General features: G+C 66.9%; 26 protein-coding genes. 15 read left to right on the top strand and 11 right to left on the bottom strand.

What is annotated here, in order from left to right; translation table 11 throughout:
• Positions 1-58: 58 nt before the first annotated feature.
• Complete coding sequence (locus tag WHX56_RS27860) at positions 59-514, bottom strand: GFA family protein (RefSeq protein ID WP_129246170.1); 456 nt, start codon at positions 512-514, stop codon at positions 59-61.
• Positions 515-817: 303 nt separating this feature from the next.
• Here WHX56_RS27860 and WHX56_RS27855 point away from each other — a divergent pair, with 303 nt between their 5' ends.
• From WHX56_RS27855 to WHX56_RS27830, 6 genes are all read left to right on the top strand, one after another.
• On the top strand, positions 818-1,699 hold the full coding sequence (locus WHX56_RS27855) for a phosphoribosylaminoimidazolesuccinocarboxamide synthase (RefSeq protein ID WP_129246171.1): 882 nt from the start codon (positions 818-820) through the stop codon (positions 1,697-1,699).
• Positions 1,700-1,867: 168 nt separating this feature from the next.
• Complete coding sequence (locus WHX56_RS27850) at positions 1,868-2,026, top strand: DUF5993 family protein (protein WP_043545931.1); 159 nt, start codon at positions 1,868-1,870, stop codon at positions 2,024-2,026.
• Positions 2,027-2,036: 10 nt separating this feature from the next.
• Entirely contained in the window at positions 2,037-2,609 is a 573-nt protein-coding gene (locus WHX56_RS27845) for a disulfide bond formation protein B (protein ID WP_338879560.1), read from the top strand.
• Between the two features lie 103 nt (positions 2,610-2,712).
• Complete coding sequence (purE, locus tag WHX56_RS27840) at positions 2,713-3,234, top strand: 5-(carboxyamino)imidazole ribonucleotide mutase (protein WP_165360339.1); 522 nt, start codon at positions 2,713-2,715, stop codon at positions 3,232-3,234.
• Positions 3,235-3,239: 5 nt separating this feature from the next.
• Positions 3,240-4,430 carry a 5-(carboxyamino)imidazole ribonucleotide synthase gene (locus WHX56_RS27835; protein WP_338879559.1) on the top strand — a complete coding sequence of 397 codons (1,191 nt, stop codon included), beginning with the start codon at positions 3,240-3,242 and terminating at the stop codon, positions 4,428-4,430.
• A gap of 9 nt (positions 4,431-4,439) precedes the next feature.
• Positions 4,440-5,492 (top strand): L-threonylcarbamoyladenylate synthase, encoded by a 1,053-nt coding sequence (locus WHX56_RS27830; RefSeq protein ID WP_338879558.1) that lies wholly within the window; start codon positions 4,440-4,442, stop codon positions 5,490-5,492.
• 184 nt (positions 5,493-5,676) lie between these two features.
• On the opposite strand, the gene WHX56_RS27825 is transcribed toward WHX56_RS27830, so the two are convergent.
• The 4 genes from WHX56_RS27825 to WHX56_RS27810 are packed head-to-tail and all read right to left on the bottom strand — an operon-like array spanning position 5,677 to position 8,903.
• Positions 5,677-6,504: an IclR family transcriptional regulator domain-containing protein gene (locus tag WHX56_RS27825; RefSeq protein WP_338879556.1), complete on the bottom strand. Its 828-nt coding sequence runs from the start codon at positions 6,502-6,504 to the stop codon at positions 5,677-5,679.
• Entirely contained in the window at positions 6,504-7,145 is a 642-nt protein-coding gene (locus WHX56_RS27820; protein WP_287754002.1) for a 3-oxoacid CoA-transferase subunit B, read from the bottom strand. Before WHX56_RS27820 ends, WHX56_RS27825 begins: the two co-directional genes overlap by 1 nt.
• Positions 7,146-7,155: 10 nt before the next feature.
• The gene (locus tag WHX56_RS27815; protein ID WP_129245852.1) at positions 7,156-7,836 is read right to left on the bottom strand and encodes a 3-oxoacid CoA-transferase subunit A; all 681 of its coding nucleotides are present in this window, start codon (positions 7,834-7,836) and stop codon (positions 7,156-7,158) included.
• 47 nt (positions 7,837-7,883) lie between these two features.
• Entirely contained in the window at positions 7,884-8,903 is a 1,020-nt protein-coding gene (locus WHX56_RS27810; RefSeq protein ID WP_287754005.1) for a Bug family tripartite tricarboxylate transporter substrate binding protein, read from the bottom strand.
• Between the two features lie 423 nt (positions 8,904-9,326).
• Between WHX56_RS27810 and WHX56_RS27805 the strand changes: the two genes are divergently transcribed.
• Positions 9,327-10,349, top strand: a complete 1,023-nt coding sequence (locus WHX56_RS27805; RefSeq protein WP_287754006.1) for an amino acid ABC transporter substrate-binding protein — start codon at positions 9,327-9,329, stop codon at positions 10,347-10,349.
• 117 nt (positions 10,350-10,466) lie between these two features.
• Here WHX56_RS27805 and WHX56_RS27800 read toward each other — a convergent pair whose 3' ends face one another.
• From WHX56_RS27800 to WHX56_RS27785, 4 genes are all read right to left on the bottom strand, one after another.
• Positions 10,467-10,877 (bottom strand): Zn-ribbon domain-containing OB-fold protein, encoded by a 411-nt coding sequence (locus WHX56_RS27800; protein ID WP_287754008.1) that lies wholly within the window; start codon positions 10,875-10,877, stop codon positions 10,467-10,469.
• 3 nt (positions 10,878-10,880) lie between these two features.
• Positions 10,881-12,050, bottom strand: a complete 1,170-nt coding sequence (locus WHX56_RS27795; protein ID WP_338879553.1) for a thiolase domain-containing protein — start codon at positions 12,048-12,050, stop codon at positions 10,881-10,883.
• A gap of 14 nt (positions 12,051-12,064) precedes the next feature.
• On the bottom strand, positions 12,065-12,988 hold the full coding sequence (locus WHX56_RS27790) for a tripartite tricarboxylate transporter substrate binding protein (protein WP_338879552.1): 924 nt from the start codon (positions 12,986-12,988) through the stop codon (positions 12,065-12,067).
• Positions 12,989-13,093: 105 nt separating this feature from the next.
• Positions 13,094-14,665 carry an AMP-binding protein gene (locus tag WHX56_RS27785; protein ID WP_338879551.1) on the bottom strand — a complete coding sequence of 524 codons (1,572 nt, stop codon included), beginning with the start codon at positions 14,663-14,665 and terminating at the stop codon, positions 13,094-13,096.
• Between the two features lie 183 nt (positions 14,666-14,848).
• Here WHX56_RS27785 and WHX56_RS27780 point away from each other — a divergent pair, with 183 nt between their 5' ends.
• Positions 14,849-15,460, top strand: coding sequence for a TetR/AcrR family transcriptional regulator (locus tag WHX56_RS27780; RefSeq protein WP_338879550.1), 612 nt, complete (start codon positions 14,849-14,851; stop codon positions 15,458-15,460).
• Between the two features lie 171 nt (positions 15,461-15,631).
• Positions 15,632-17,191 carry an acetolactate synthase large subunit gene (locus WHX56_RS27775; protein WP_338879549.1) on the top strand — a complete coding sequence of 520 codons (1,560 nt, stop codon included), beginning with the start codon at positions 15,632-15,634 and terminating at the stop codon, positions 17,189-17,191.
• A gap of 14 nt (positions 17,192-17,205) precedes the next feature.
• Here WHX56_RS27775 and WHX56_RS27770 read toward each other — a convergent pair whose 3' ends face one another.
• The gene (locus tag WHX56_RS27770) at positions 17,206-18,162 is read right to left on the bottom strand and encodes a LysR family transcriptional regulator (protein ID WP_338879548.1); all 957 of its coding nucleotides are present in this window, start codon (positions 18,160-18,162) and stop codon (positions 17,206-17,208) included.
• A 108-nt stretch (positions 18,163-18,270) separates the two neighbouring features.
• Between WHX56_RS27770 and WHX56_RS27765 the strand changes: the two genes are divergently transcribed.
• From WHX56_RS27765 to WHX56_RS27740, 6 genes are all read left to right on the top strand, one after another.
• Positions 18,271-19,392, top strand: a complete 1,122-nt coding sequence (locus WHX56_RS27765) for an ABC transporter substrate-binding protein (RefSeq protein ID WP_338879547.1) — start codon at positions 18,271-18,273, stop codon at positions 19,390-19,392.
• 9 nt (positions 19,393-19,401) lie between these two features.
• Positions 19,402-21,042: an amidohydrolase gene (locus WHX56_RS27760; protein WP_338879546.1), complete on the top strand. Its 1,641-nt coding sequence runs from the start codon at positions 19,402-19,404 to the stop codon at positions 21,040-21,042.
• 3 nt (positions 21,043-21,045) lie between these two features.
• Positions 21,046-21,873, top strand: coding sequence for an ABC transporter permease (locus WHX56_RS27755; RefSeq protein ID WP_338879545.1), 828 nt, complete (start codon positions 21,046-21,048; stop codon positions 21,871-21,873).
• Positions 21,870-22,673 (top strand): ABC transporter permease, encoded by an 804-nt coding sequence (locus tag WHX56_RS27750; RefSeq protein WP_129245828.1) that lies wholly within the window; start codon positions 21,870-21,872, stop codon positions 22,671-22,673. Before WHX56_RS27755 ends, WHX56_RS27750 begins: the two co-directional genes overlap by 4 nt.
• Positions 22,670-23,770 carry an ABC transporter ATP-binding protein gene (locus tag WHX56_RS27745; protein WP_338879544.1) on the top strand — a complete coding sequence of 367 codons (1,101 nt, stop codon included), beginning with the start codon at positions 22,670-22,672 and terminating at the stop codon, positions 23,768-23,770. The genes WHX56_RS27750 and WHX56_RS27745 overlap by 4 nt, the downstream gene beginning before the upstream one ends.
• Positions 23,771-24,003: 233 nt before the next feature.
• Positions 24,004-24,447: a MaoC family dehydratase gene (locus tag WHX56_RS27740; protein ID WP_062683275.1), complete on the top strand. Its 444-nt coding sequence runs from the start codon at positions 24,004-24,006 to the stop codon at positions 24,445-24,447.
• A gap of 24 nt (positions 24,448-24,471) precedes the next feature.
• On the opposite strand, the gene WHX56_RS27735 is transcribed toward WHX56_RS27740, so the two are convergent.
• A complete protein-coding gene (locus WHX56_RS27735; RefSeq protein WP_338879543.1) occupies positions 24,472-25,461 on the bottom strand; it encodes a TRAP transporter substrate-binding protein in 990 nt (329 codons plus the stop codon).
• Positions 25,462-25,622 lie beyond the last annotated feature (161 nt).

The raw sequence follows: 25,622 nt of genomic DNA, 5'->3' as shown, positions 1-25,622 counted from the left end.
CAGGGTAAAAAGGGGTGGGTCCTTGCGGACCCGCCCCTTTTTTTTGCAACCGTTCTTGCTAGGCCGGCGGGGAGTTGCGGGGGAAGTGCGGCACGCCGCGGTCCACGTGGTGCCAGGACGGGGCGGAGTCGGTCCAAAGGCTGACCTGGGCGTGGAAGGCCTCGGGGTCGTCCAGCGAGCCGGCCCGCACGACTTCGTATCCCATGCCCTCGGACCCGCCGAACAGCGGCGTGCCGCAGTCCGCGCAGAAGCTGCGCATGACGGTGTGGCCCGAATCGCCCCGGTAGCGGTGTTCCTTGGCGCGGCCGCGCAGGAGTGTGACGGAGCCGGCGGGGAAGATCAGCGCATGGGCCGGGGCGCCGCCGCTGGAATACTGGCAGTCCCGGCAATGACAGGTGGCGGCCGAGATCGGCTCGTCGGTGACGGCGTAGCGGATGGCTCCGCACTGACAGCCGCCGGTGAGATGCACCTGCGCGTCGGCGCGGGCGGTGCGTTTGAGGATAGCGTCCTGCATACGGCTTTGTCTCCGGGCTTGGGGTGAACGGGCCCTAGGGTCAGCGCCGTAACGCCAGCGGCGGTCGGCGCGCATAGTGGGAGACCACAGCCTAACCCGCGCGCCCGGCGGCGTCGAGGGGCCGCCGGGCTGCCAGACCCTTCCGGGCGTCCGGCAAAGCGGGCCCATTTGCAGTAACCTATGCGCTTTGCAGGACCCGCGCCCCGCGCCGGCCTTGCCCCGCGGTTCCCGGATCCCGTTCTACTTCCCGCCCTGGCGTCTGCCCGAGGCGGGAATCTTCATTATTGCCATAGGCCATTTCCCGTGACTTCTGCTTTGCATCAATCCAGCATCAAGTCCTTGCCGCTGCTGGGCCGCGGTAAGGTGCGCGATATGTACGCGGTGGGCGACGACAAGTTGCTGATCGTCGCGTCGGATCGCATCTCCGCCTTCGACGTGATCCTCGACGACCCCATCCCCGGCAAGGGGCAGGTGCTGACCGAGCTGACCGAATTCTGGCTGCAGAAGCTGGCCCACATCCTGCCGAACCACTCCACCGGCGTGAAGCCCGAAGACGTGGTGGCGCCGGACGAAGTGGAGCAGGTGCGCGGCCGGGCCGTCGTGGTCAAGCGCCTGAAGCCCATCCTGGTGGAAGCGGTCGCCCGCGGCTACCTGATCGGCTCGGGCTGGAAGGACTACCAGGCCACGGGATCGGTCTGCGGCATCCAACTGCCGGCCGGCCTGCAGCAGGCCAGCCAGTTGCCCGAACCCATTTTCACGCCGGCGGCCAAGGCCGAATTCGGCATGCACGACGAAAACGTGGACTTCGCCCACGTGGTCAAGGAAGTCGGCCAGGAAATGGCGGAACGCATCCGCGACGTGACGCTCAAGCTGTACGCCGAGGCGGCGAAGTTCGCGGCCACCAAGGGCATCATCATCGCCGACACCAAGTTCGAATTCGGCCTGGACGACGACGGCACGCTGTACCTGATGGACGAAGTGCTGACGCCCGATTCCTCGCGCTTCTGGCCGGCCGACGGCTACCGCGTGGGCATCAGCCCCCCGTCGTTCGACAAGCAGTTCGTGCGCGACTGGCTGGAAACCCAGCCCTGGGACAAGACGCCGCCCGCGCCGCGCCTGCCCAAGGACGTGCTGGAAAAGACGGCCGCCAAGTACCGCGAAGCCCTGGACCGCCTGGTCGCCTGACCGGGCCGCCTTTCCAGGCAGAAGAAAGCCGCTCGCCGCCGAGCGGTTTTTTTTCGTCCGCGGCGGGCGCGCGGACACGCCCCGGGTATTCGATAGGATTTATTGCTGATTGTTACGGTATACTTTTCCGCTGCTTGTATCGGGACGTCCCAGAAAGGAGCGCTACGCATGGTAATGATGTTGCCTTTCCTGACCGGCCTGGTCGCCGTGTGGTTCGGGATGCTTGGAAAGCGCCGCCCCTGCGTGACCTTCTGGCTGCTCACCCTGGCGATCTTCGCCGCCTGGTGCCAATACCACATGACCAGCCCGCTGGCGCTGTCGTTCTAAGGGTCGGACGATGATCTTTTCCCGCAATCCCGCGCGCGGCTCCCGCATTCTGAACGGCCTGGCGCTGCTGGGCGTCACCGCCGTCCTGGGCATGGCGTTCTTCTGGCAGTTCGTCTACGACGAACTGCCGTGCCCGTTGTGCCTGCTGCAGCGCGTCGCCCTGATCCTGGCCGGCGTGGGGTTCCTGCTGAACCTGCGGCTGGGCCCGTCTCCGATGCACTACGCGATGAGCATCGCGGCCGCGCTGGGCGGCATGCTGGTCTCGGGCCGGCAGGTGCTCCTGCACATCGCGCCGGGCGATCCCGGCTACGGCGCGCCGCTGTTGGGGCTGCACTTCTACACCTGGGCATTCATCGCTTTCGCGGCCATCATCGCGTTCTGCGCCGTGATGCTGTCGGCCGACCGCAAGTGGGGCGACAGCATGCTGAAAAAGCCGGTGTCGGCCCTGGGCGTCCTGGTCATGGTCCTTTTTCTCATCGTGACGCTGGGCAACGTCGGCAGCACGACGCTGGAGTGCGGCTTCGGGCCTTGCCCGGACGATCCCACCACCTATCTGTGGCTGGATTCCGGCGCATCGCGATAGCCGTTCGCCCTCCCGGTTAAAATACCCGGTTTCGCGGCCTGGTTCCGCGGTCCTCCGACTTTCCGCGGCCCGGCGCCGCGGGCTCAACATTCAGACACCGGTTATGACAGCCAAGACTTCCGCAGCGGCAGAGGCCACCCCAGTGGTGGGCGTGATTATGGGTTCTTCCAGCGATTGGGAGGTCATGAAGCACGCGGTCACCATGCTGGAGGACTTCGGCGTGCCTTGCGAGGCGCGCGTGATTTCCGCGCACCGCATGCCGCAGGACATGGCCGACTACGGCGCCGCCGCGCATGGGCGCGGCCTGCGCGGCATCATCGCCGGCGCCGGCGGCGCGGCGCATCTGCCGGGCATGATGGCGGCACTGACCGAAGTGCCGGTGTTCGGCGTGCCGGTGCCGTCCAAGTACCTGCGCGGCGAGGACTCGCTGCTGTCGATCGTGCAGATGCCCAAGGGCGTGCCGGTGGCCACCTTCGCCATCGGCGAGGCCGGGGCCGCCAACGCGGCGCTGCACGTGATCGCCACGCTGGCGGGCACCGACGCCGGCCTGCACAAGAAGCTGGTGGCGTTCCGCGCCCGCCAGACGCAGGCCGCGCGCGACATGAAGGTTCCGCCCGAGGCCTGACCAGAATGACTCAATCCACTGCTTTCACGATCGCGCCCGGCGGCTGGCTGGGCTTGCTGGGGGGCGGCCAGTTGGGCCGCATGTTCTGCCATGCGGCGCAAAGCCTGGGCTACAAGGTCGCCGTGCTGGATCCGGCGGCGGAATGCCCGGCCGGCATGGTGGCCGACCTGCACATCCAGGCCACCTACGACGACGAGGACGGCCTGGCCCGCCTCGCCCAGACCTGTCAGGCCGTGACGACCGAATTCGAGAACGTGCCCGCCGACAGCCTGCGCACCCTTGCCACCCGCTGCCGCGTGAGCCCCGCCGGGGACGCCGTGGCCATCGTGCAGGACCGCATCGCCGAAAAGACCTTCATCGCATCGCAGGGCATTCCCGTGGCGCCGCATGCGGCCATCCGCAGCGAAGCCGACCTGCGCGCCGCGCCGGACAGCCTGTTCCCCGGCATCCTGAAAGTGGCCCGCCTGGGCTACGACGGCAAGGGCCAGGCCCGCATCGGCACGCGCGAGGAAGCGCTGGCCGCCTTCGCCGAATTCGGCGGCGTGGCCTGCGTGCTGGAAGCGCTGATGCCCCTGGACTACGAGATCTCGGTGGTGCTCGCGCGCGGCTTCGACGGCGCCAGCGTGGTGTTCCCCGTGGCGCGCAACGTGCACCGCGACGGCATCCTGGCGGTCTCCACCGCCGAGCCGGTCCAGCAGGACGCGGCCCATGCCGAACGCCAGGCCCGCGCGACGCGGGCGGCGCAATCCATTGCGCAGGGCCTGGGCTACCACGGCGTGCTGTGCGTGGAATTCTTCGTGCTCAAGGACGGCAGCCTGATCGTCAACGAAATCGCGCCGCGTCCGCACAATAGCGGCCACTACACGATGGACGCGTGCCTCACCAGCCAGTTCGAGCAGCAGGCGCGCGCCATGGCCGGCCTGCCGCTGGGCGGCACCGACCTGCTGGCCCCCGCGGTCATGCTGAACCTCCTGGGCGACATCTGGTATCCGTCGGCCACCGCGACGGCGCAGCGCGAGCCCGACTGGCCGGCCGCGCTGGCGGTGCCCACGGCCAAGCTCCATCTGTACGGCAAGCGCGAAGCGCGCCGCGGCCGCAAGATGGGCCACATCACCATCGTGGCGCCCACCGTGCAGCAGGCCCGCGACGACGCCGCCCGCGTGGCGGCGGCGCTGGGCATGCAGGCTCCCGAGTAAGCGCGCCGGATGAACGCCTTGTCCACCCCAGGTTCCGCCAGCGCCGCGGAGATCGCCCAGGCCGCCCAGCGCCTGCTGGACGGCGAATTGGCCGCGTTTCCCACCGAGACCGTCTACGGCCTGGGCGCGGACGCCGAAAACCCGCAGGCGGTGGCCAGGATCTACGCGGCCAAGGGCCGGCCTTCGAATCATCCCGTCATCGTGCACATCGCGCCGCAAGGCGACGTGTCATACTGGGCGGCGGAAGTGCCGCCGGAGGCGCGCCTGCTGATCGACGCGTTCTGGCCCGGCCCCTTGACCCTGATCCTCAAGCGCGCCCCGCGCATCGCCGATACGGTGAGCGGCGGGCAGGACAGCATCGGCATCCGCTGCCCGTCGCATCCCGTAGCGCAGGCGCTGCTGGCGGCCTTCGCCGCGGGCAAGCCGAACGGGCAGGGCGGCGTGGCCGCGCCGTCGGCCAACAAATTCGGCCAGGTGTCGCCCACGCGGGCCGAACACGTCCGCGGCGAATTCCCCGAAGAGGTCGCCGCCGGCATGCCGGTGCTGGAAGGCGGAGCGTCGGAAGTGGGCATCGAATCCACCATCCTCGACCTGTCGCGCCTGGACCGCGGCGCCGGCCCGGTGCTGCTGCGTCCCGGCCACATCAGCGCCGCGCAGATCGAAGCCGTGCTGGGCGTGCAGGTGTTCGCGCCGGACGCCGCCGCGCCGCGCGCCTCGGGCACGCTGAAGGCGCACTACGCCCCGCGCACCGCGCTGGAACTGGCGTCCGACGCGCGCATGAGCGACGTGGCGCGTGGCGGCGGCCTGCCCGAAGGCCGGGTGGTGGCCGTGGCCTACGGCCCGGCGCCGGCCGTGCTCGATCCCCGGGTGCAATGGCAACCCGTGCCCGCCGATCCGGCGCGCTACGCGCAGGCGCTGTATGGCCTGCTGCGCGATCTGGACAAGCAGGGCTATGCGCGCATCATCGTGCAGGCGCCTCCCGCCACCGATGCGTGGCACGCGGTCAACGACCGCATCGGCCGCGCCGCCGCGGCCTTCACGCTGGACACGACGGATTTGTAGGATGGGTGGAGCGCGAGAGTTCTTAAGCTAGAACTCCGTCCTCCAACGCGCGAAACCCATGCTGTTGTGGGCAGACGGTGGCTGGCAGCGGCCTGAAAACAGTCTGCTCACAACAGCATGGGTTTCGCGCGCTGAAGGGCAGCGTTCTTGTGGAGAGGATCTCGCGCTCCACCCATCCTACCGGTCACGCTGCCAGGAATTCCCCTATCCGTTCCACTGCTTGCCGCAAGGGCGGCAGGAACTCGTCCGTCAGCCGGTTCAAGGGCACCCTGGCGGCCTTCACGCTGACGTTGACCGCGCCGCAGGCCTTGCCGCTGGCTGAGCGCACCGCGACCGAGATGGCGCGCACGTTCAGTTCCAGTTCCTGGTCGGCGACCGCGTAATCCTGCTCGCGGATGCGCGCGAGTTCGGCGCGCAGCCTGTCCTCGGTGGTCAGGGTGAATTCGGTATAGGGCTGCAGCTCGGTCGCGGCGAAGTAGCGGGCGAGGGCGGGCTCCGGCAATTGCGCCAGCAGCACGCGCCCGATGGACGTGCAATAGGCCGGCAGCCGGCTGCCCAGTCCCATCGAGGTGGCCAGCAGGCGGTTCACTTCCGAGCGCGCCAGGTACAGCATTTCGTGGCCTTCCATGATGGCCAGCGCGCAGGTTTCGTTCACCGTGGCGCTCAGTTCCTCCAGCACGGGCTGGGCCAGCGACACGAAGGGCGTCGATGAGAAGTACGCATAGCCCAGGCCCAGGATGCGGGGCGTCAGCACGTAGAGCCTGCCATGCTGTTCGGCCATGCCCAGCAGGATCAGCGTGTGCAGGCAGCGCTGCACGACGGCGCGGGGCAGGCCGGCGCGGCGGCTGAGTTCGGCGGCGGTCTGCGGCTGGCGGCGGGTGCCGAAGGCGCGGATCACGTGCAGGCCGCGGGCGAGCGTCAGCATGTAGTCCGGGTCGCCCCGCAACTGGTCGGGATGGTCTTCCGCCGCCGGCGGCGCGGCGTAGCCGGGAGGGGGAAGGCTGGGCCGCATCAGTCCGCGCGCAGGGGCGCGCCGGTGCGGCCTTGCAGTTCTTTCAGGGTCATGCCGTCGATCATATCCCGAACCCGCAGCCCGTCCGGCGTCACGTCGATGACGGCCAGGTCGGTATAGATGCGGTCCACCACGCCCGCGCCGGTCAGCGGATAGGCGCAGCGCTCGACGATCTTGGGATCGCCGTTCCTGGCGTTGTGCTCCATCATGATATAGACGCTGCGCGCGCCCACCGCCAGGTCCATCGCGCCGCCCACGGCGGGCGCCTCGCCCGGCCGGCCGAGCGACCAGTTGGCCAGGTCGCCGTTGGCGGCCACCTGCATGCCGCCCATGACGCAGATGTCCAGGTGGCCGCCGCGCATCATGGCGAACGAATCCGCGTGGTGGAAGTACGCGCCGCCTTCCAGCAGGGTCACCGGCTGCTTGCCGGCGTTGATCAGGTCGAGGTCGGCGTCGGCCTCCGCCGGGGGCGGACCCATGCCCAGGATGCCGTTTTCGCTGTGCAGCACGATCTCGCGGTCCGGCGGCAGGTGCGCGGCCACCAGCACGGGCATGCCGATGCCCAGGTTCACGTAGCTGCCGTCGGGGATGTCCCGGGCCAGGCGGCGCGCCATGGCCTCGCGGGTCAGGGGCTGGAACATGCGGACTCCTTCAACTGGAGAAGGCGGCGTCGGCCACCTGGGTGACGCGTTGCACGAAAATGCCGGGCGTGACCACGGCCTCGGGCGAGAGTTCGCCCAGCGCGGCCTTGGCGCGCACCTGCGCGATGGCGGTCTTGGCCGCCATGCACATGACGGGTCCGAAATTGCGGGCGCTCTTGTTGTAGGTGAGGTTGCCCCAGCGGTCGCCCAGCTCGGCCTTCACCAGCGCGAAGTCGCCGTGCAGGGGCTGTTCGAAGACATGGCCGCGGCCGTCGATCATGCGCGTTTCCTTGCCGCGCGCGAGTTCGGTGCCGTAGGCGGTGGGCGTGAAGAAGCCGCCCAGCCCGGCGCCGGCCGCCCGCAGGCGTTCGGCGATGGTGCCTTGCGGTACGCATTCGAGTTCGATGCGGCCCTGGCGGTAGAGATCGTCGAAGACCCAGGAATGCGAGGCCTTGGGAAACGAGCAGATCACCTTGCGCACGCGCCCGGCCTTGATCAGCGCGGCCAGGCCGGTTTCCCGGTTGCCCGCGTTGTTGCTGACCACGGTAAGGTCGCGCGCGCCCTGTCCGATCAGCGCGTGGATGAGTTCCGTGGGCATGCCCGCGCCGCCGAAACCGCCGATCAGCACGGTGGCGCCGTCGTGAATATCCGAGACCGCGGCCTCGGGACTGTCGTAGAACTTGTCGATCATGATGAAGTCCCGTCCGGGCGGGGCGCGGCCGGCGCGCCCCACCACGTTCAATTCACGGTGATGCGCGCCTGCTTGATGATCTCGGCGTACCGCGCCGAGTCTTTCTCCATCAGCGCGGCGAACTGCCCGGTGGTGCCGCCCGCGGGCAGGAAGCCCGCGTCCAGGAACTTCTGCCTGACGTCGGGTTCCTTGACGATCTCGCTGATTTCGCGCGCCATGCGCTCGATGATGGGCTTGGGCGTGTTGGCGGGAGCCATCAGGCCGGCCCACGAACCCGTGACGAAGCCGGGCAGGCCGGCTTCCTCCATGGTGGGAATCCCGGGCTCGGTCGGCCACCGTTCCTTGCCGGTGAACGCCAGGGCCTTCAGCCGGTTCTGCTTCACGTACTGCATCGGAACCAGGATGGGATCGAACACCATGGACACGCGCCCGCCCAGCAGGTCGGTCAGGATGGGGGCGCTGCCCTTGTAGGCCACGTGCGTCATCGTGATCTTGTTTTGCAGGGCGAAGTCGGCGCCGGTCAGGTGCGCGCTGGACCCGTTGCCGCTGGAGGCGTAGGTCAGCTTGTCCGGATTCTTGCGCGCGTAGGCGACCAGGTCCGCCACCGTCTTCACCGGCAGGTCGTTGGCCACGAACAGGAACAGGGGCAGGTCCGCCATCTGCACCACCGGCGTCAGGTCGGCCGGGCTGTAGGTCAGCTTGTACAGGTGGAAGTTGATGATGTAGGCCGGCAGCATGGACAGGAAGGTGTAGCCGTCCGGCTCCGCCTTGGCGGCGATGGCCGAACCCACGCTGCTGTTGGCCCCGGGCCGGTTCTCGACGACGATGGTCTGCTTCAGGCGCGGGCCCAGTTTTTCCATCACGATGCGGGTGACGATGTCGGTCGATCCGCCGGGCGTGTAGGGCACGATGATCTTGATGGGCTTGCTTGGCCAGTCGTCCGCCGCGTGGGCGGAGCCGGCGGCCAGTCCCGCCATGGCGAGGACGGCGCACAACAGGGTCTTCAGGGTGTGACGGCGAGGGGGTGCCGCAAGGCGGCGAGCCCCCGGTTTGCTTGCATATGCCATGGAATTTGTCTCCTCCATGAATCGGCCGACTAGGAATGCGCGTCCGGACGTCGAGCTGGCATGCTCTTTTTTTTCCGCCGGGCCGCCCCAGGCAAAGAGCGCTCCGTTGGGAGCAGCAAGTACGCGCGGCACGGGGCATTTTTTGCGTTGGCGGCCATGGCGGCGATGGCCAAAGCGCAAAAAAAGTATGGCACGCAAGGGAAGACGTCCGCGCCGTATGATGGGGCGATAAAGTTCGATCACCGGACAGCGGAGAAACCCAGGGGCAAGCCGTCATTTCTCCTCGGGTTTCCACTAGGCAGCGTCGCGTTGTTCACGCCGTGGACATCGCTTAATCTGGCGGCCGGCCCCGTAAAGCAGGGCTCGGTTTCAACCGCAGCCGGCTTACAAGCCGGCGCGGCATCCATCTCAGGAGAGGCAATGATGAAGCGGTCTATCTTGTTTGCAGCCGGCGCTATCGCCCTGGCTTGCGCGTCCCAGGCGGCGGTGGCCGGTCCCACCCTGGACGCGGTGAAGAAAAAGGGATTCGTGCAGTGCGGCCTGACCGACGGGGTCTCGGGCTTCTCCGCGACGAACAGCAAGGGCGAATGGGAAGGCATGGACGCGGACATCTGCCGCGCCGTCGCCGCGGCCGTGTTCGGTGATCCGACCAAATTCAAGGGAACCGCGCTGTCCACCCAGCAGCGTTTCACCGCGCTGCAATCGGGCGAGGTGGACGTGCTGCTGCGCACCGTCACGCTGACCCAGACGCGCGATACCTCGCTGGGCCTGTCGGCCGTCGCCGCCAGCTTCTACGACGGCCAGGGCATCCTGGTGAACAAGAAGCTGGGCGTGAAAAGCGCCAAGGAACTCAACGGCGCCACGGTCTGCGTGCAGCCGGGCACCACCACCGAACTCAACCTGGCCGACTGGTTCCGCTCCAACAACATCGAATTCAAGCCGGTCGTGATCGACAAGGTCACCGAAGTCGTGCGCGCCTTCGAATCCGGCCGCTGCGACGCCTTCACCGACGACGCCTCGCAGCTTGCCGCCGTGCGCGCCACGCAGGTCGCCAACCCGGACGACTACGAAATCCTGCCGGAACGCTTCTCCAAGGAACCGCTGGGCCCGATGGTGCGCCAGGGCGACGAGAACTGGCTGGGCATCGTGCGCTGGACGCTGTTCGCGCTGATGGAGGCCGAGGAATACGGCATCACGCAGAAGAACGTGGACGAGATGCTCAAGAGCAACAACCCCAACATCTCGCGCATCCTGGGCGTGACGCCGGGCGCCGGCAAGAACATGGGCCTGGACGAAAAGTGGGCCTACAACGCGATCAAGGCCGTGGGCAACTACAGCGAAATCTTCGAACGCAACGTGGGCAAGGACAGCAAGCTGGGCTTGCAGCGCGGCACGAACGCGCTGTGGAGCCAGGGCGGCGCCATGTATCCGTGGCCGATCCGCTGATCCCGCGCACTATGCCCCGCTGCGGGCCATAGTGCGACGAACCTCCGGCCTCTGCAAATCGTACGGTGATTTGCAGAGGTTTTCGTTTGGAGAGGCGAGACGAGAGAAGCTCGTGGCCTACGCAATGCGTGTAAAAAAGGGCGCGTATCGGCCATCCGGCGTTTGCCGGAACACGGCGGATACCCGCTGTCCGATCTTCGCGGCGCGAATATCGCAGTCGACGAGATTGCTCAAGATGATCGGACCCTCGTCCAGTTCGACATAGGCTAGTGCGTAGGGCGGATCGGCGCGTTCGATGATGCTGAACGCATAGAGACTGCCTTGGCCGCTTGCAGGCTTCCAGTCCGTGTCGTCACTGGCGCATAGCGGGCATACGATGCGCGGATACCAATGGGCGCGGTTGCATTGATTGCAGGTTCTCAGAAGCAATTGCCCCCGTTCCGCGGCGGCCCAGAATGGAGCGGTTTCGGGGTAGGCCTGGGCATAGGGATCGTTCAGGTAGGTGGAAAGCTCGCTTTGGCGGTTCACGCGTTACTCCCGTTCGAAAATCAGAGTGGAATGCGCATGGGCGACCCCCATGACCAAACCGGGCCCGGAAGCCAGCGCGAGATTGCAACCGGGGACTTGTACGGCGGGATGCGCTTCACCACGGAGTTGGCGCACGGCTTCGATCACTTTCGTCATGCCCCCCCGATTTGAGGGATGGTTGTTGCACAGCCCCCCACCGTCCGTATTGAAAGGCAGTTGGCCCCGGCCGGAGATCAAATTGCCTTCGGCTACGTAGGGGCCGGCCTGCCCCTTCTTGCAGAATCCCAGGTCCTCCAACTGCATCAACACCATGATGGTGAAGTTGTCGTAGAGGGAGGCGTACTTGACGTCGCCGGGCGCGATGCCTGCTTCGGCGAACGCCAGCTTGCCGCTTGTGACGGCGCCCGAGGCGGTGGGCTCGATGTAGCCGCCCCGGCTGGTCTTGATGCTCTCGCCGGCCCCGATCAGCTTGACGAGAGGCCGTGACAGGCTCCGGGCGATCTCCGGACTCGTCAGTACCAGCGCGCCACCGCCGTCCGTGATGACGCAGCAATCCAGGCGGTGCAACGGACTGGCAATAATGGGCGACGCCAGCACGTCCTCGACGGTGACCGGCTTGCGCAACGCCGCAAACTCGTTGTATTGCGCATGATGCGCCGCGGCCACCTTGACGGCGGCGAGCTGTGCGGAGGTCGTGCCGTACTCATGCATGTGGCGTTGGGAGAGCATCCCATATATGCCGGTGATGGTGGAGCGATAGGGCCTGTCCCAGGGCGTTTCGGGCCGTTCCGGTCCCAGCTCGCGCGGCGCGGTTCCCGTCGCCATGCCGCTGCTTTTGGGCTTGCCCGCCAGCGTGATCAAGGCGACCGAGCATTTGCCTTGCGCGATGGCGAGCGCAGCGTGGCGCACATGTACCATGTACGAGCATCCGCCCAGCTCGGTGCCGTCCACCCACTTCAGGTCCAGGTTCAGGTACTCCACCATGGATAGGGGATTGCCGCCCGGCGCGTCACCCGCGCAGAAGTAGCCGTCTACGTCCTTGAGATCCAACCCCGCATCGCGCAGGGCGCCCAGCGCGCACTCGGCATGCAACTGGGTAACGGACTTGTCGGGCGCATATCGGGTCGGATGCTCGTATGCGCCTGCTATGTAGGCTTTGCCATTGAGTGTCATAAGCTGTCCGGAGGTCACAGTTTTGGGATGTTGCCGTCGCGAATGACGCGGCCCCATTTCGCATATTCGTCCTGCACGAATTTCGTCGTGCCGTCGGGCGTTGCCACCACCGGAATGAGCGCGGCCGCATCCAGCGTCTTGCGCAACTCCGGATTGGCCTGCGCATCATTGATGACCTGGTTCAGGCGTGTCGTGACTTCGGGCGGCGCGCCTTTCGGCAGGAAGGCAGCCATCCAGCCCACGACTTCGAATCCGGGCACGCCCGACTCGGCGATGGTGGGCACGTCCGGCAACTGTGCCTCGCGTTTGGCTGTGGTGACCGCGATGGCCTTGATCTTTCCGGACTTGATCTGGGTGATCGCCGCCCCGATGTTGGCGAACATGAAGTCCACGTGGCCGCCGATCAAGGCCGACATGGCTTCGGAGGGGCCGTTGTAGGGCACGTGCATGTAATCCAGGCCCTTGACTTCCTGCTTCAGCAACTCCGCGGCCAGGTGGGCGGAGCTGCCAACGCTGCCCGAGGCGTAGTTGATGTCGCCGGGCTTCTCCTTGACGTACTTGATGAACGCATCGAAGTCGTTCGCGGGAAATGAGGCATTGACGACCAGCACGTTGCCATTGAGCCCGAACATCGCCACGGGCTGGAAGTCCTTGATCGGGTCATAGGGCGTGGACGCCATCAATTGCGGGTTGATCGCGTGGGTGACATTCGTCCCGAGCAGCATCGTATAGCCGTCGGAAGGGGCGCGCGCCACGTAGTTCGCGCCGATGAGCGCGCCCGCGCCGGGTTTGTTTTCCGTGATGAGCGGTTGCTTCAGCGCTTCGGACACGTACTTCGCGAAGGTGCGGCCCGTCAGGTCGGTGACACCTCCCGGTGCGAAGGGAATGACGAACTTGATGGGCCGGTTCGGGTAGGTCTCCTGTGCATGAAGATTCATGCTAACCATGCCGAGAGTCAAAAGGCATGCTTTGAAAAGGCAGTGTCTGATGCGCATCGTTGTCTCCTTGGTTGCCTGAAGGCCTGTCCATGGACGGGATGTAGGTCAACTGACTTGGCGTCCCTGGTCGGCCCAGTACTTTCTTCTGAGGGTCTTGCGGTCGATCTTTCCCAACGCGGTGAGGGGAAGCTGGTTTTCGAACACCACGGTTTTGGGCGCATTCACCACGCCTTTTTTTTGCGTGACGTATTGGATGATCTCGGTCTCGTCGGCATTCGCGCCGGGCTTGAGCACCACGATCGCGGTAACGGCTTCGCCCCATTTCTCGTCGGGCACGCCAATGACGGCGGACATCGCGATACCGGGATGCAGCGCCAGGCAGTTCTCGACTTCGCTGGGGTAGACGTTGAAGCCGCCCGTAATGATCATGTCCTTCACACGGTCGACGATGTACAGATAACCGTCCCCATCCATGCGGGCCATGTCGCCGGTGTGCAGCCAATCTCCGGCGAAGACCTTTTCATCCTCCTCCGGCTGGTTCAGGTAGCCGTTCATGATGAGCGGGCTGCGCACGCACAGTTCACCGATTTCGCCTAGCGGCACTTCCCGCAGGTTCTGGTCGAGCAGCTTGACCTGATTGCCGGTCACGGGCTTGCCGCAGGAGCCCAGCAACCCGGGACGCGCGGGGTCGTGGTCCTGCTTGCGCAGGTAGCAGATGGTCATGGGCGCTTCGGCCTGCCCATACAGTTGGCCAAAAACCGGTCCGATCTTGCGCAGCGCTTCCAGCAGCCTGGAGGGCGCGATGGGGGCCGCGCCATAGAGCGCCAGTTCAAGGCTGGAGCAGTCGCCGTTGGCCAACCCCGGATGATCCAGCAGGCCGTAGATCTGGGTCGGCACAAGGAAGGTGAAGTTGATGCGATGCCGCCGCACTCGTTCGAGAAAGTCGACAGGCGTGAATTTCTCGCTCAGGTACACCGTGCCGCCCCGGATGAAGACAGGCAGAATCAAACCGCCCGCCGCATGCGAGATAGGCGTGGTCACGAGATACCTGATGCGTTCGGGCCATTCATACGCGGCCAGCATCTGGAGCACCATGGTGACCGCGGTGCGATGGGAATGCAGGATCCCCTTGGATCGGCCGGTCGTGCCGCCGGTGTAGGACAGCTTGGTGATATCGTCGGGGCGGGCGTCCAGGGCAAGATCGCCGCCATCCATCGTCGCCGCTTCGTCGAAAAGACCGGCGCCGCGGGTGTCGCCGTCAAGAGGCAGGATCAGCGGAACGATGCCGCGCGCCTCAATGGCCAGGGCGCGCTGCGCGTACTTGCCGTTGTCCACCACCAGGGCCTTCACCTGCGCATCCTGCAGTACGAAAGCGTGGTCTTCCTCCGAGGCCATCGGATGCAGCGATACCGATTTCAAGCCGATGAATTGCGCGGCGATGATGGCGATGATGGCTTCGGTTCGGTTTCCGACGAGAAAGGCGACGGCATCCTGTCTTTTCAGGCCCTTGGCGCGCAGGAGGCGCGCAATGCGGTAGCACTGTGCTTCCAGTTGCGAATAGGTGACGGTTTTCTCGTTGGAGACGATGGCCGGCGTCTCGGGAAACGCCTTGAATGCAGAGAGGTACAAGGACGCGACGGTGGCGCCTTCATACAGGGAGTTCGGGGAGGGCCGCATTCTGTCTCCATCTGTTCGGTACTTAATATTGTTTTCTGGTACCGATTTGAGATGACAAACGGTACTGTGTCAATATAATTAGTACCGAAATGATGGTTTGCAGCCTAGGTGTTTTACCTAGGCGTCGTAGAATTCCCGTCTTCACCAATCCTGTTTTTCACATTCAAAGGCAAGCGGCGATACATGGCCAAGCGGCGTACCGAAGAAGTTTTCCTCAAGGAACTGACGGCGTTGCTGATCGTCGAAGGCGTGTCTTCCCTGACGATTGCCGACATTGCGCAACGCATGCAATGTTCGCGCAGGCGCATATACGAAATTGCCGCCACCAAAGAAGAACTCTTCGTCAATATTTGCCGGCAGGTGCTGGACGCGAATCTGGAAAAGGGATTTGCCGCGGCGCGCGGCGAAGCCGACGGCGCCAAGGCGATTGCCACGTATCTGCGCGCAACCTTGAACGCATCGGGCTTGAGCAAGGCGGCGTTGACGGATCTCGATTCGACGGAGAGTGGCCGCGCGGTTTTCGACGCCTATCAGTTGGCGCGGGTGCGCGGCCTGGAAGACATGATCGACGATGGCGTGCGCCAGGGGCTGCTCGTGCCGCACAATCCGAGGGTGATCTCGGAAGCGATCCTCGGAGCGGCTCACCGCTTGAGGAATCAGCGATTCCTGGAGGAAACCGGTCTTTCGATTGGCGCCGCCTTCACCGAGTTCTACGAAATCGTGCTCAATGGCCTCCTGGTCAAGCCGCAGGCAGGCGCGCCGGCCGTTGGCGCCGCCGCGCGGCCTCGACGCTGACGAGACGCGGCGCTAATTCCGCTTGGCGGAAGAACCTGTTGCGGGATTCGGAATGGTTCCATGCGCGCAAGCTGAAATGGTTCTATCCCGTCTCGCTCCGGCTCCCTATTATGTCCCTGACGCGGGCGCGACGGCGCGCCGCAAGCTATTGATAACGACTAGGAAAATACGATGAACGGCGCAGACAGCCTTTGCGATACCTTGCTTGCCAACGACGTGGACGTGTGTTTCGCCAATCCGGGCACGTCGGAAATGCACTTTGTCGCGGCATTGGATCGCAAGCCCAGGATGCGTTGCGTGCTGGGCCTGTTCGAGGGCGTGGTGACGGGGGCGGCCGACGGCTATGCGCGCATGGCCGACAAGCCGGCCGCGACCCTGCTGCACCTGGGGCCGGGGCTGGGCAACGGCCTGGCCAACCTGCACAACGCCAAGCGCGCGCGCACGCCCATGGTCAATATCGTGGGCGACCACGCCACCTATCACGTCCAGTACGACGCGCCCTTGACCAGCGACGTCGAAGGCGTGGCGCGGCCGATGTCGCACTGGGTCAAGCGCACCATGACGGCCGCCGCGGTGTCCGCCGACGCGGCCGAGGCCGTGGGCGTGGCGCGGCAGTCGCCGGGCAATATCGCCACGCTGATCCTGCCCGCCGACACGGCCTGGACCGACCTGCCGGACGGCGCCGCCCAGCCGGTGCTGGCGCCGCGGGCGGAGCTGGCCCGGACTTCGGCGGAAGCGGTGCGCGCGGCCGCCGCCGCGATCCGTTCCGGCGAAGTCGCGACGCTGATGCTGGGCGGGGCCGCGCTGCGCGAACGCGCGCTGGACGCCGCCGGCCGCATCGCGCGCGCCACGGGCGTGCGCCTGGTATCGGAAACTTCCAACCGCCGCATCGAGCGCGGCGGCTCCCGCACGCCGGTCGACCGCCTGCCCTATCCCATCGACCTGGCGGTGGCCAAGCTGAAGGACGTGCGGCATCTGGTGCTGGTGGGCGCCAAGGCGCCGGTCGGTTTCTTCGCCTATCCCGGCAAGCCCAGCCTGCTGGCGCCGCCCGACTGCAACCAGGTGGTGCTGGCCACGGCCGAGCAGGACCTGGCCCACGCGCTGGAATGGCTGGCCGACGAGCTGGGCATCGCCGCGGACGCGCCCCGGCTGGTTCCGCCGGCAGCCAGCTACGAAGTGCCGCAATCCGGGAAGCTGACCGGCGCCGCCGTCAACATCCTGGTCGCGCATCTGCTGCCCGAGCAGGCCATCGTGTGCGACGAGTCCATCACCCAGGGCCGGGAATTCCCGCTCTACAGCGCCAGCAGCGCGCCGCACGACTGGCTGATGCTGACCGGCGGCGCCATCGGCATCGGCCTGCCGCTGGCCACCGGCGCCGCGGTGGCGTGCCCGGACCGCAAGGTCGTCACCCTGCAGGCCGACGGCAGCGGCATGTACACCCTGCAGGCGCTGTGGACGCAGGCGCGCGAGAACCTCGACTGCCTCACGGTGATCCTGGCCAACCGTTCCTACGCCACGCTGCATGGCGAAATGAAGAACGTCGGCGTGAAAGAGCCGGGCCGCAACGCCCGCCGCATGCTGGACCTGCAGGAGCCCCACCTGGACTGGACGCATCTTGCGCGCGGCATGGGCGTGGAGGCGGTCAGCGTGGACACGGTGGAAGCATTCGCGCGCGCGCTCCAGGACGGCCTGAAGCGCCGCGGCCCGTTCCTGATCGAAGCGGTGATCTGACCGGTTCCCGCGCCTCAGCCCAGGAAGTACTCGGGCTGGGGCGCGGTGACGACGGCGCGGTACTCTTCCAGCAGCAGTTCGGCGTGCCGCGTCAGCGGCCGGATGCGAGAACGCACGATGCGGGAGTGGATGAGCAGGCTGGGACGAAACGGCCTGATCACGAACTGGTCCAGGGGAAAGGGGGCGATGGCGGCCGGTTCCACCAGGCCCACGCCGACGCCCGCGCGTATCAGCGCCAGCAGCGCGGCGGAGGAGGTGACTTCCACCGCCACGGGCATGTGCAGGCCGGCCTCGGAGAAGGCGATCTCCAGAAAGCTCCCGAAATTCGTTTGCGGCCCGTAGGACAGGAAGGTTTCAGACTTGAGGTCCTGCGCGGCGACCTGCTCCAGGGCGGCATAGCGGTGGCCGCGCGCAGCGACGCAGACCAGATGCTGGGGGCCGAGATCCTCGTTGTGGGTGTCGGGCGACGAGGTGGTGTCGTGCACCAGGCCGAAATCCGCCTGGCCGTTCAGCACGCGTTCGACGATAGGCTGGTTGGCCAGTATTTCCAGCGTGACGGTGATGCCGGGGTGCCGCGCGCGCAGTTGCTTCACGGCCTGCGGAAGAAAAGTCGCGGCCTGGGTGGGGATGGCCGCCACGGTCACATTGCCATGGTCGGGATTGGCGAGACTGCCGATCAGCCGTTGCACCACGCCGTAGGACCCATAAAGATGCTCGACGCTTTCGTGCAACTGGAGCGCCTGGGGCGTGGGAACCAGGCGCTGGTGGGTGCGTTCGAACAGCGTCAGGCCGGTGTCGTCTTCCAGTTGCCGCAGCATCTTGCTGGCGGCCGATTGGGTCATGCCCAGGAGCTTCGCCGCGCGCGATACGGAGCCTGAAATCATGATGGCGTTGAAGACGCCCAGTTGCGCGAAGCTGGGTTCGCGCGACTCATGGGATCGACTCAGGCCGAGATGCGAGCGTGGGCTCATAAGGGCGGGACTCAGGGGAAGTACGGATAGGTGCAAAACTCATATATTGCATGAAAGAACCCCCGTCGTCATCATGCCCGCTCCCTCTCTCCCCACAGGAGCAAGCAGATGAAGATGCCCCCGCAAGATCCTTGCCTGACCGATGCGGCGCGCCTTGCGCTGAACGATCCCACGCTGTCTTCCGCGCGCCGGCGCCAACTGCTGGCCTTGCTGGGCGCCGCGGGCGTGTCGGCGATGCTGCCGCTGCGGCGGGCGCATGCCGACGCGGCGAAGATCGTCGTCTGCAACTGGGGAGGCGACGCCATCAAGCACCAGCCGGCCGTCTGGGGGAAACCCTTCGAAAAGGCCACCGGGACCAAAGTGGAGTTCGACGGAACCGGCCCTTCCTTCGGCAAGATCCGCACCATGGTGGAGTCGAAGAACGTGGTGTGGGACGTGTGCGATGCCAACCTCGCCGCGGCGCATTCGCTGGGCAAGCGAGGCTACCTGGAGCCGATCGACTACGCCATCGTCGACCGGAACAAGGTTCGTCCCGGCTTCAGCAGCGAATACGGCGTTTCGCATTTCATCTACAGCTTCGTCCTGGCCTACGACAAAAAGGCCTTTGGCGACCGCGTGCCCAGGACCTGGGCCGACTTCTGGAACACCAAGGACTTTCCCGGCATGCGCATCCTGCCGGACCGCGTCCTGGCATCGCTCGAGGCCGCGCTGATGGCCGATGGCGTGCCGGCGGACGCCGCCAAGATCTATCCCATCGATGAAAAGCGGGCGCTGGACAAGATCGCTGCGATCAAGGAACACGCGATCTTCTGGAAGACGGGCGCGGAGAGCCAGCAACTGCTGCGCCAGGGAGAGGCCACCATGGGCCTGGTGTGGCACACGCGCGCGGCGGTGATGCGGCGCGAGCCCGGTTCCAGCATCGATTTCACCTGGAACCAGGGCATTCTGATACCGGCCGGTTGGCTGGTGCCCAAGGGGAATCCCGCGGGACGCAAGGTCTTCGACTTCATCGCGTCGACCCAGTCGCCGGAGAGCCAGATCGAACTGCTGCGGCTCATGGGCAACGGCCCGGCCAATCCCGCGGCCAGCGCGCTGGTGCCGCCGGAACTGCGCAAGGACAATCCCACGGACGACGAGAACTTCCGGCTGCAGATCGTGGCGGATGCGGTCTGGCACGGCGAGAACCAGGACCGCATCTACAACGAGTACGTCAAAGTGATCACCGGCTGAGCACGCAGCATGAGCGCATACGCAGATATGGTATTGCACGGCGGCCGCATCGCCACGCTGGACGCTTCCCTGGGCGTGGTGCAGGCGCTGGCGATACGCGGTGGCCGGATCGTCGGCGCGGGGACGGACGCCGACTGCCTGGCGCTGGCCGGGCCCGCGACGGCCAAGGTCGGCCTGGCGGGCGCGTTCGCCATGCCGGGGATCAACGACAGCCACTGCCATCCGGACGGGCAGGCGGTCAAGGCCGGACGCTGGGACGATCTCTCCGGGATCGATTCCCAGGCCGCCCTGCTCGGGCGCCTTGCGGCGTTCCACCGCCAGGCGCCGGCCAGCGCCTGGTATCTGGGCTTTCGCCTCGACGAGAACGACATCGGCGGCTATCCCATGCGCGCGGCGCTGGATGCCGTCGCGCCGGGACGCGCGGTATTCCTCCTGCGGCGCGATGCCCAGGTGGGCGTGGCCAGCCAGGCCGCGTTCGCCGAACTGGCCGTCAGCGGCCTGGCGCGCGCGGTGCCCGATCACTGCCTGGACGAACCGGCGGGCCTGGCGCGCGGCCGGGGCGTATTCGCTTTCACCACGCATATCGCGGCGGGCGACCGGGTCGAGGACTATCTCGGCGGTTATCCGGCGATCTTCGGCGAGATGGCGAGGCTGGGCATCACCAGCGTCCACAACGCCCTGACCAGCGCGCTGGCGTTGCGGGCGTATCGGCGCCTGCATGCGGCCGGCGCGTTGCGGGTGCGTGTGGGCATGATGCTCAATGGTCGCGACGAAGCGCTGGTCGACGACGTCCTGCGTTCCGGCGCGCGTTTCGGCGACGGCGATGAATTCCTGCACCTGCTTGGCGTGGAGTACGGATCGGACGGAAGCACCAGCGGCCGCACGGCCGCGTACTACCAGCCCTATTCCCCTCAGGCGGGCGCCGCCGCGGCCGGGCCCGCCGAGTTCGGCGACGTGAATTTTCCGGCCGAGGAACTTGCGTTCAAGGTCGGCAGGGTCATGGCCGCGGGCCTGCAGGCGGCCGCGACCGGAAACGGCGACCGGGGCATCGATTTCGCGCTGGACGCGTTCGAACGGGCGCTGGCTGCCCATCCCGGCGCGGTCCCGCCGCGCATCGAACACTGCTGCTGCGCGCCGCCGCCCATCCAGCAGCGCATGGCTAGGCTGGGCGTGATCGATTCGTCCGCGGCCGGCTTCGCCTACAACCTGGGCGATGCCTACCTGCGCAACCGGCCCGAGTGCGACTGGCCCTGGCTGTGGCCCCATCGCGACATGCTGGACAGGGGCGTGCTGGTCTGCGGGCATTCGGACGCTCCGGTCTGCGACCGCAATCCGTTTCTCGGCATATGGTCCATGGTGACGCGCAAAACGGCATCGGGCGCCGAGATCGGCGCCGCGCAGGCGATCACCGTGGATGAAGCCATGCGCTGCTACACCGTCAATCCCGCGATCGCCGAGCGCCAGGCCGGATTCAAGGGCACGCTGGCGCCCGGCAAGCTGGCCGACCTGATCGTGCTGGACCGCAATCTGTACGAGATCCCGGCGGACGCGATCCGTGGCGCGGCGGTGCTCGCCACGCTGGTCGGCGGGCGCGTCGCATTCCGGTCGCCGCTCGCGTCGTGGGCGGACGAACTTCCCGAGGAGGACTGAACCATGCAGCGCTCGCTTCCCGTCGCGCTGGTCTTGCCCGTGGTGTTGCTGGTCGGCGGCCTGTTCCTGCTGCCGGTCCTGCGCATCCTGGCGATCAGTTTTACAGAGCCCGTGCCCGGCATCGGCAACTACGTGGCGCTGTTCACGCAGCCGCTCTACCTGAAAATCATGGCGACCACCGCCAGGATATGCGTCTGGACGACGCTGGTCGCCCTGGTGTTGGGCTATGTCGTGGCCTACGTCATGGCCAACGTGCCCGCGCACGTGCGTAGCTGGATGACGATCTGCCTGCTGGTGCCGTTCTGGCTGTCGGTGCTGGTGCGGGCCTTCGCCTGGGTGTTGCTGCTGTCCAGGGAGGGCGCCGTCAATGCGACGCTCATGGCGCTGGGCCTGGCCGACCGCCCGCTGGCGCTGCTGCGCAACGAAACCGGCGTGCTGATCGGCATGGTGCATTACATGATCCCCTATGCGGTGCTGCCGATGCTGACCAACATGCTGGGCATGGACCGCTCGCTGATGGCGGCGTCGCGCGCCCTGGGGGCGGGGCCCGTGCGCACGTTCCTGCGCGTGTACCTGCCGTTGTCGCTGCCGGGCGTGCTGGCCGCGGCGGTGCTCGTCTTCATCTTCTGCCTGGGGTTCTTCATCACCCCGGCCCTGCTGGGCGGCGGGAAGACCGTGATGGTGGCCCAGTACATCGAGTTCGGCATCAGCGAAACCATGAACTGGGGAATTTCCACCGCGTTCGCCAGCGCCTTGCTCGCCACCGTGGTGCTGAGCCTGGTCCTGATGTCGCGCTGCGTGCGGGTCCCTTCCTTGTTCGGTGCGCCATGACCATACGTCCATCCTGGTGGTTCCGGGCCGCGGCGGTGTGCGCAGCGCTGGTGCTGGCGTATCTGTTCCTGCCGGCGCTCGTCGTGATTCCCGTGTCGTTCACCGACCGCAGCTATCTGTCGTTTCCGGCGGAGTCATGGTCGCTGCAGCATTACCGTCAACTGGTGGAAAGCCCCGTTTGGCGGGAAAGCCTGCTGCAGAGCGTTGCCGTGTCGGCCGTCTCCACGCTGGCCGCGACCTGCCTGGGCTGCGCGGCCGCCATCGGCGCGTGGAAGCTTGGCGCGCGGCTGGGAGGCCTGGTCCGCATGCTGGCCTTGCTGCCCCTCATCGTTCCCACGATCGTGGGGGCGCTGGCGTACTACCGCCTGTACATCGACCTGGGCCTGCTCGACACCTACACGGGCGTGGTGCTTGCCCATGTGGTTGCCGCCACGCCTTTCGTCTTCGTGTCGGTGGGTTCGGCGCTGGCCAATTTCGATCCGCGCCTGGAGCAGGCGGCCCGTTCGATGGGAGCCCGGCCCCTGCAGGTACTGTCGCGCGTCACCTTGCCCGGCATCCGCCCGGGCATCGTATCGGGCGCCATCTTCGCGTTCATCGTGTCCTGGGACGAGTTGGTCGTGCTGCTGTTCATCACCACGCGCAACGTCTATCTGTTGCCGAGGGCGATGTGGGACGGCATCAACGAGAACGTGGATCCCACGATCGCGGCGGTGGCGACACTGATGATCTTGATCACCTTCATATGCCTGTGCGTCGAGCGCCTGCTTGCGCACAGGAAAGGAAAGCGGGAGTCCTCATGAATTCATCTCATTCTCCGGCCGAGCCGCTCTTGCGGGTGCAGGGGCTGCGCAAGCTATTCGGTTCGACGGCGGCGCTGGACGGCATCGACTTTTCGCTGGCGCCGGGCGAGTTCCTGACGCTGCTAGGCCCGTCGGGATCCGGCAAGACGACGACCTTGATGTCGATCGCGGGCTTCGTCGCGCCGAGCGCCGGCGAAATCTTCCACCGCGGCGCGCCCATCACCAGCCGTCCGCCCGAGGACCGGGGCTTCGGCATGGTGTTCCAGGGATACGCGCTGTTCCCCCACATGACGGTGGAGCAGAACGTGAGGTTTCCCCTTTCGATACGCGGGGTTTCCGGCGGCGAGGCGCGCACCCGCGCGAGGGCGGCATTGGAACAGGTGCAACTGGGGGCGTACGCCGGACGCTATCCCCGCCAGCTTTCCGGCGGGCAGCAACAGCGTGTGGCGCTGGCCCGCGCATTGGTCTACCGGCCCGACGCGCTGCTGCTGGACGAGCCCCTGTCGGCACTGGACAAGAAGCTGCGCGCCGACCTGCAATGGGAGCTGCGCAAGCTGAACAAGGAATCCGGCGCATCCTTCCTGTACGTCACGCACGATCAGGAAGAAGCCCTGTCGATGTCCGACCGCATTGTCATCTTCAACCAGGGGCGCATCGCGCAGATCGGGTCGCCGTCCGAACTCTACGAGCGGCCGGCGAGCCTGTTCGTGGCCGAATTCCTGGGGCGCAGCAATGTGCTGCAGGGCACGGTGCGTTCGGCCGGGCAGGACGGGTTGGCGGTGGATTACGAGGGCGGGGTCATTCAGGTCGCGGGCGCGCCGCGCGCGTGCGCGGCCGGCGACAGCGTGAGCCTGGTGGTGCGGCCGCACAAGCTGCGGCTGGCGTCCGCGGGGCAGCCGGGCCTGCAGGCCCGCGTCGAAGCGGTCGGCTACGCGGGGAACCTGCTGAACTACCTGCTGCGCACGCCTCGCGGCACGCCGCTATACCTGGAATGCGTCGCCGGCGCGGGGCAGCATCCGGACCTGCGCCAGGGTGCCGACGTGCGCGTCGCGGTGGACGGCGAGGCCGTCAGCGTGCTTGAGGCGGCCCGGCCGTGAACGGAACGTCCACCTCGCATCCAGGTCCGGGGCCTGACGGGCATGGAACCGGACGCGGTGCTCGGCGTGACGGTGCAATCGGGCCGGGATTGGTCTATCCTGCATGATGCGCCGCGCCATGAAGGGCGGCTGCATTTCGAGGCTGACCGGTTTCGGAACGTAGGATCCGAAAAACATGCGACGGCCGGCGCGCGGTGGCGCGCCGGCCGCATTTGCGGGGGGAATTCCACAACATGAAGTTCGCCGATTTCAAAGACGGCATGCTCATCAAGGCCGGCCCCGTCACCGTGACGGAAGCGGAGATCCTGGAGTTTGCGCGCAAGTACGATCCCCAGTGGTTCCACACCGATCCCCAGCGCGCCTCCGAAGGCCGGTGGGGCGGGCTGATCGCCAGCGGCTGGCATACCTGCGCGCTGACCATGCGCATGGCCGTGGACGCGGCGCTGCACGATTCCGAATCGTTCGGCTCTCCCGGCCTGGGCGAAGTGCGCTGGCGCACCCCCGTGCGTCCGGGCGACACGCTGCGCCTGGAGGCGCGGGTGCAGGGCGTGCGCACCTCGTCGTCGCGCCCCGACCTGGGCATCATCACCTGGGCCTGGACGGTCTACAACCAGCACGACGAAGGCGTGCTGGAACTGGACGCGACCAGCCTGTTCGACCTTTCCGGCGAGAACTAGGGGCCCGGGAACGCCGCCGCCTCGCTACCGCTTGCCGGCCGCCTGCTTCAGAATGGCGGCGGCATCGGGGCCGGCCGCGGCCTTCCAGGCATTCACCGAGTCCGCCGCCGCGTCCTTCAGCGCGTTGCGCACGGGCAGCGGCACCGAAGTATTGATGACCACGCCGTTCTTGCGCATGTTGGCGTAATTCTGCTGCAGGCGGCCGTCGATCCGCTTCCATTGTTCGGTTTCGGTCTGCGCGGCCGCCTGGTCGATGGCGCGCCGGGTGCGCGCGTCCAGGGCCTGGTAGGCCTGCAGGTTCATCGTCGCGATCGAGACCGGCATGGCGTAGTTGATCTCGGCGAAGTTGGGCAGGTGTTCCCACAGCTTGCGGCCCGCGCCGCCGTCGCCCGAGGACAGCACGGCGTTCACTTCGCCCGAGGCGATCCGCGGCATGGCGTCGGCGAACGAGATGTTCTGCGCGCGGGCGCCGGCTTTCTGCATCACGTCCTGCGAGGTGGCGTCATAGGTGCGGATGCTCAGGCCCTTCAGCGCCGCGACGCCGTCGATCTTCTGCTTCGACCAGATGCCCGAGGCCGGCCAGGGCGTGGTGTACAGCAGTTTCTGCCCGTGCGCCGCCAGCAGTTTTTCATAGGCCGGCCGCGCGGCCTTGTTCAGGTTCCGCGCCTTGGACAGCGAGTCCGCCAGGAAGGGCAGGGACGAGACGCCGAAGATCGGGTACTTGGTGGCCAGGGCGCCCGCGAACGCATCGCCCGCGTCGACCTTGCGCGCCTCCACGGCGTCGATCATGTCGCCGGACTTGATCCCCTTGGCGGCGTCGTAGCTCGCGTCGATGACCACGGCGCCCGAGGTCTTCGCGCGGACCAGTTCGGCGAAGGTGGACACGCCCTGGCCGGGCATGGAGGTGGCCGGGTATTCGGTGGCCATCGTCAGGGTGGTGGCGGCATAGGCGCCATGGGCCATGAAGGCCATGGCGATGCCCGCCAGCAGGCGGAGGGATGGATTGCCTTGCATGCGCGACTCCTGGTTGGTTGGGTCGGGCACGCGGGACGGCGCGGGAGCGCCCGGGCCCGTGCCTGGCCGATGCCGCAAAGCGTACGGCCTGCGCGGGGCCGCGGCTATTCGGGCTTTCGGCAATGCGCGGGCGCGGTTCGATTGCCCAAGGACGAAATGAC

Source organism: Achromobacter veterisilvae (assembly GCF_037619525.1).
Taxonomy (GTDB): Bacteria; Pseudomonadota; Gammaproteobacteria; order Burkholderiales; family Burkholderiaceae_B; genus Achromobacter; species Achromobacter veterisilvae.
The sequence above is the reverse complement of the archived record's forward strand: the minus strand, read 5'-3'. Positions and strand labels throughout refer to the sequence as shown.

What these genes read in the sequence shown, in the direction of transcription:
- WHX56_RS27755 (WP_338879545.1), top strand. Translation starts at nt 21,046, where the DNA reads ATGCAGCGCTCGCTTCCCGTCGCGCTGGTCTTGCCCGTGGTGTTGCTG.
- WHX56_RS27740 (WP_062683275.1), top strand. Translation starts at nt 24,004, where the DNA reads ATGAAGTTCGCCGATTTCAAAGACGGCATGCTCATCAAGGCCGGCCCC.
- WHX56_RS27780 (WP_338879550.1), top strand. Translation starts at nt 14,849, where the DNA reads ATGGCCAAGCGGCGTACCGAAGAAGTTTTCCTCAAGGAACTGACGGCG.
- WHX56_RS27790 (WP_338879552.1), bottom strand. Translation starts at nt 12,988, where the DNA reads ATGAATCTTCATGCACAGGAGACCTACCCGAACCGGCCCATCAAGTTC.
- WHX56_RS27785 (WP_338879551.1), bottom strand. Translation starts at nt 14,665, where the DNA reads ATGCGGCCCTCCCCGAACTCCCTGTATGAAGGCGCCACCGTCGCGTCC.
- WHX56_RS27835 (WP_338879559.1), top strand. Translation starts at nt 3,240, where the DNA reads ATGACTCAATCCACTGCTTTCACGATCGCGCCCGGCGGCTGGCTGGGC.
- WHX56_RS27795 (WP_338879553.1), bottom strand. Translation starts at nt 12,050, where the DNA reads ATGACACTCAATGGCAAAGCCTACATAGCAGGCGCATACGAGCATCCG.
- WHX56_RS27805 (WP_287754006.1), top strand. Translation starts at nt 9,327, where the DNA reads ATGAAGCGGTCTATCTTGTTTGCAGCCGGCGCTATCGCCCTGGCTTGC.
- WHX56_RS27860 (WP_129246170.1), bottom strand. Translation starts at nt 514, where the DNA reads ATGCAGGACGCTATCCTCAAACGCACCGCCCGCGCCGACGCGCAGGTG.
- WHX56_RS27850 (WP_043545931.1), top strand. Translation starts at nt 1,868, where the DNA reads ATGGTAATGATGTTGCCTTTCCTGACCGGCCTGGTCGCCGTGTGGTTC.
- WHX56_RS27845 (WP_338879560.1), top strand. Translation starts at nt 2,037, where the DNA reads ATGATCTTTTCCCGCAATCCCGCGCGCGGCTCCCGCATTCTGAACGGC.
- WHX56_RS27830 (WP_338879558.1), top strand. Translation starts at nt 4,440, where the DNA reads ATGAACGCCTTGTCCACCCCAGGTTCCGCCAGCGCCGCGGAGATCGCC.
- purE (WP_165360339.1), top strand. Translation starts at nt 2,713, where the DNA reads ATGACAGCCAAGACTTCCGCAGCGGCAGAGGCCACCCCAGTGGTGGGC.
- WHX56_RS27760 (WP_338879546.1), top strand. Translation starts at nt 19,402, where the DNA reads ATGAGCGCATACGCAGATATGGTATTGCACGGCGGCCGCATCGCCACG.
- WHX56_RS27765 (WP_338879547.1), top strand. Translation starts at nt 18,271, where the DNA reads ATGAAGATGCCCCCGCAAGATCCTTGCCTGACCGATGCGGCGCGCCTT.
- WHX56_RS27815 (WP_129245852.1), bottom strand. Translation starts at nt 7,836, where the DNA reads ATGATCGACAAGTTCTACGACAGTCCCGAGGCCGCGGTCTCGGATATT.
- WHX56_RS27735 (WP_338879543.1), bottom strand. Translation starts at nt 25,461, where the DNA reads ATGCAAGGCAATCCATCCCTCCGCCTGCTGGCGGGCATCGCCATGGCC.
- WHX56_RS27770 (WP_338879548.1), bottom strand. Translation starts at nt 18,162, where the DNA reads ATGAGCCCACGCTCGCATCTCGGCCTGAGTCGATCCCATGAGTCGCGC.
- WHX56_RS27810 (WP_287754005.1), bottom strand. Translation starts at nt 8,903, where the DNA reads ATGGCATATGCAAGCAAACCGGGGGCTCGCCGCCTTGCGGCACCCCCT.
- WHX56_RS27775 (WP_338879549.1), top strand. Translation starts at nt 15,632, where the DNA reads ATGAACGGCGCAGACAGCCTTTGCGATACCTTGCTTGCCAACGACGTG.
- WHX56_RS27820 (WP_287754002.1), bottom strand. Translation starts at nt 7,145, where the DNA reads ATGTTCCAGCCCCTGACCCGCGAGGCCATGGCGCGCCGCCTGGCCCGG.
- WHX56_RS27745 (WP_338879544.1), top strand. Translation starts at nt 22,670, where the DNA reads ATGAATTCATCTCATTCTCCGGCCGAGCCGCTCTTGCGGGTGCAGGGG.
- WHX56_RS27750 (WP_129245828.1), top strand. Translation starts at nt 21,870, where the DNA reads ATGACCATACGTCCATCCTGGTGGTTCCGGGCCGCGGCGGTGTGCGCA.
- WHX56_RS27825 (WP_338879556.1), bottom strand. Translation starts at nt 6,504, where the DNA reads ATGCGGCCCAGCCTTCCCCCTCCCGGCTACGCCGCGCCGCCGGCGGCG.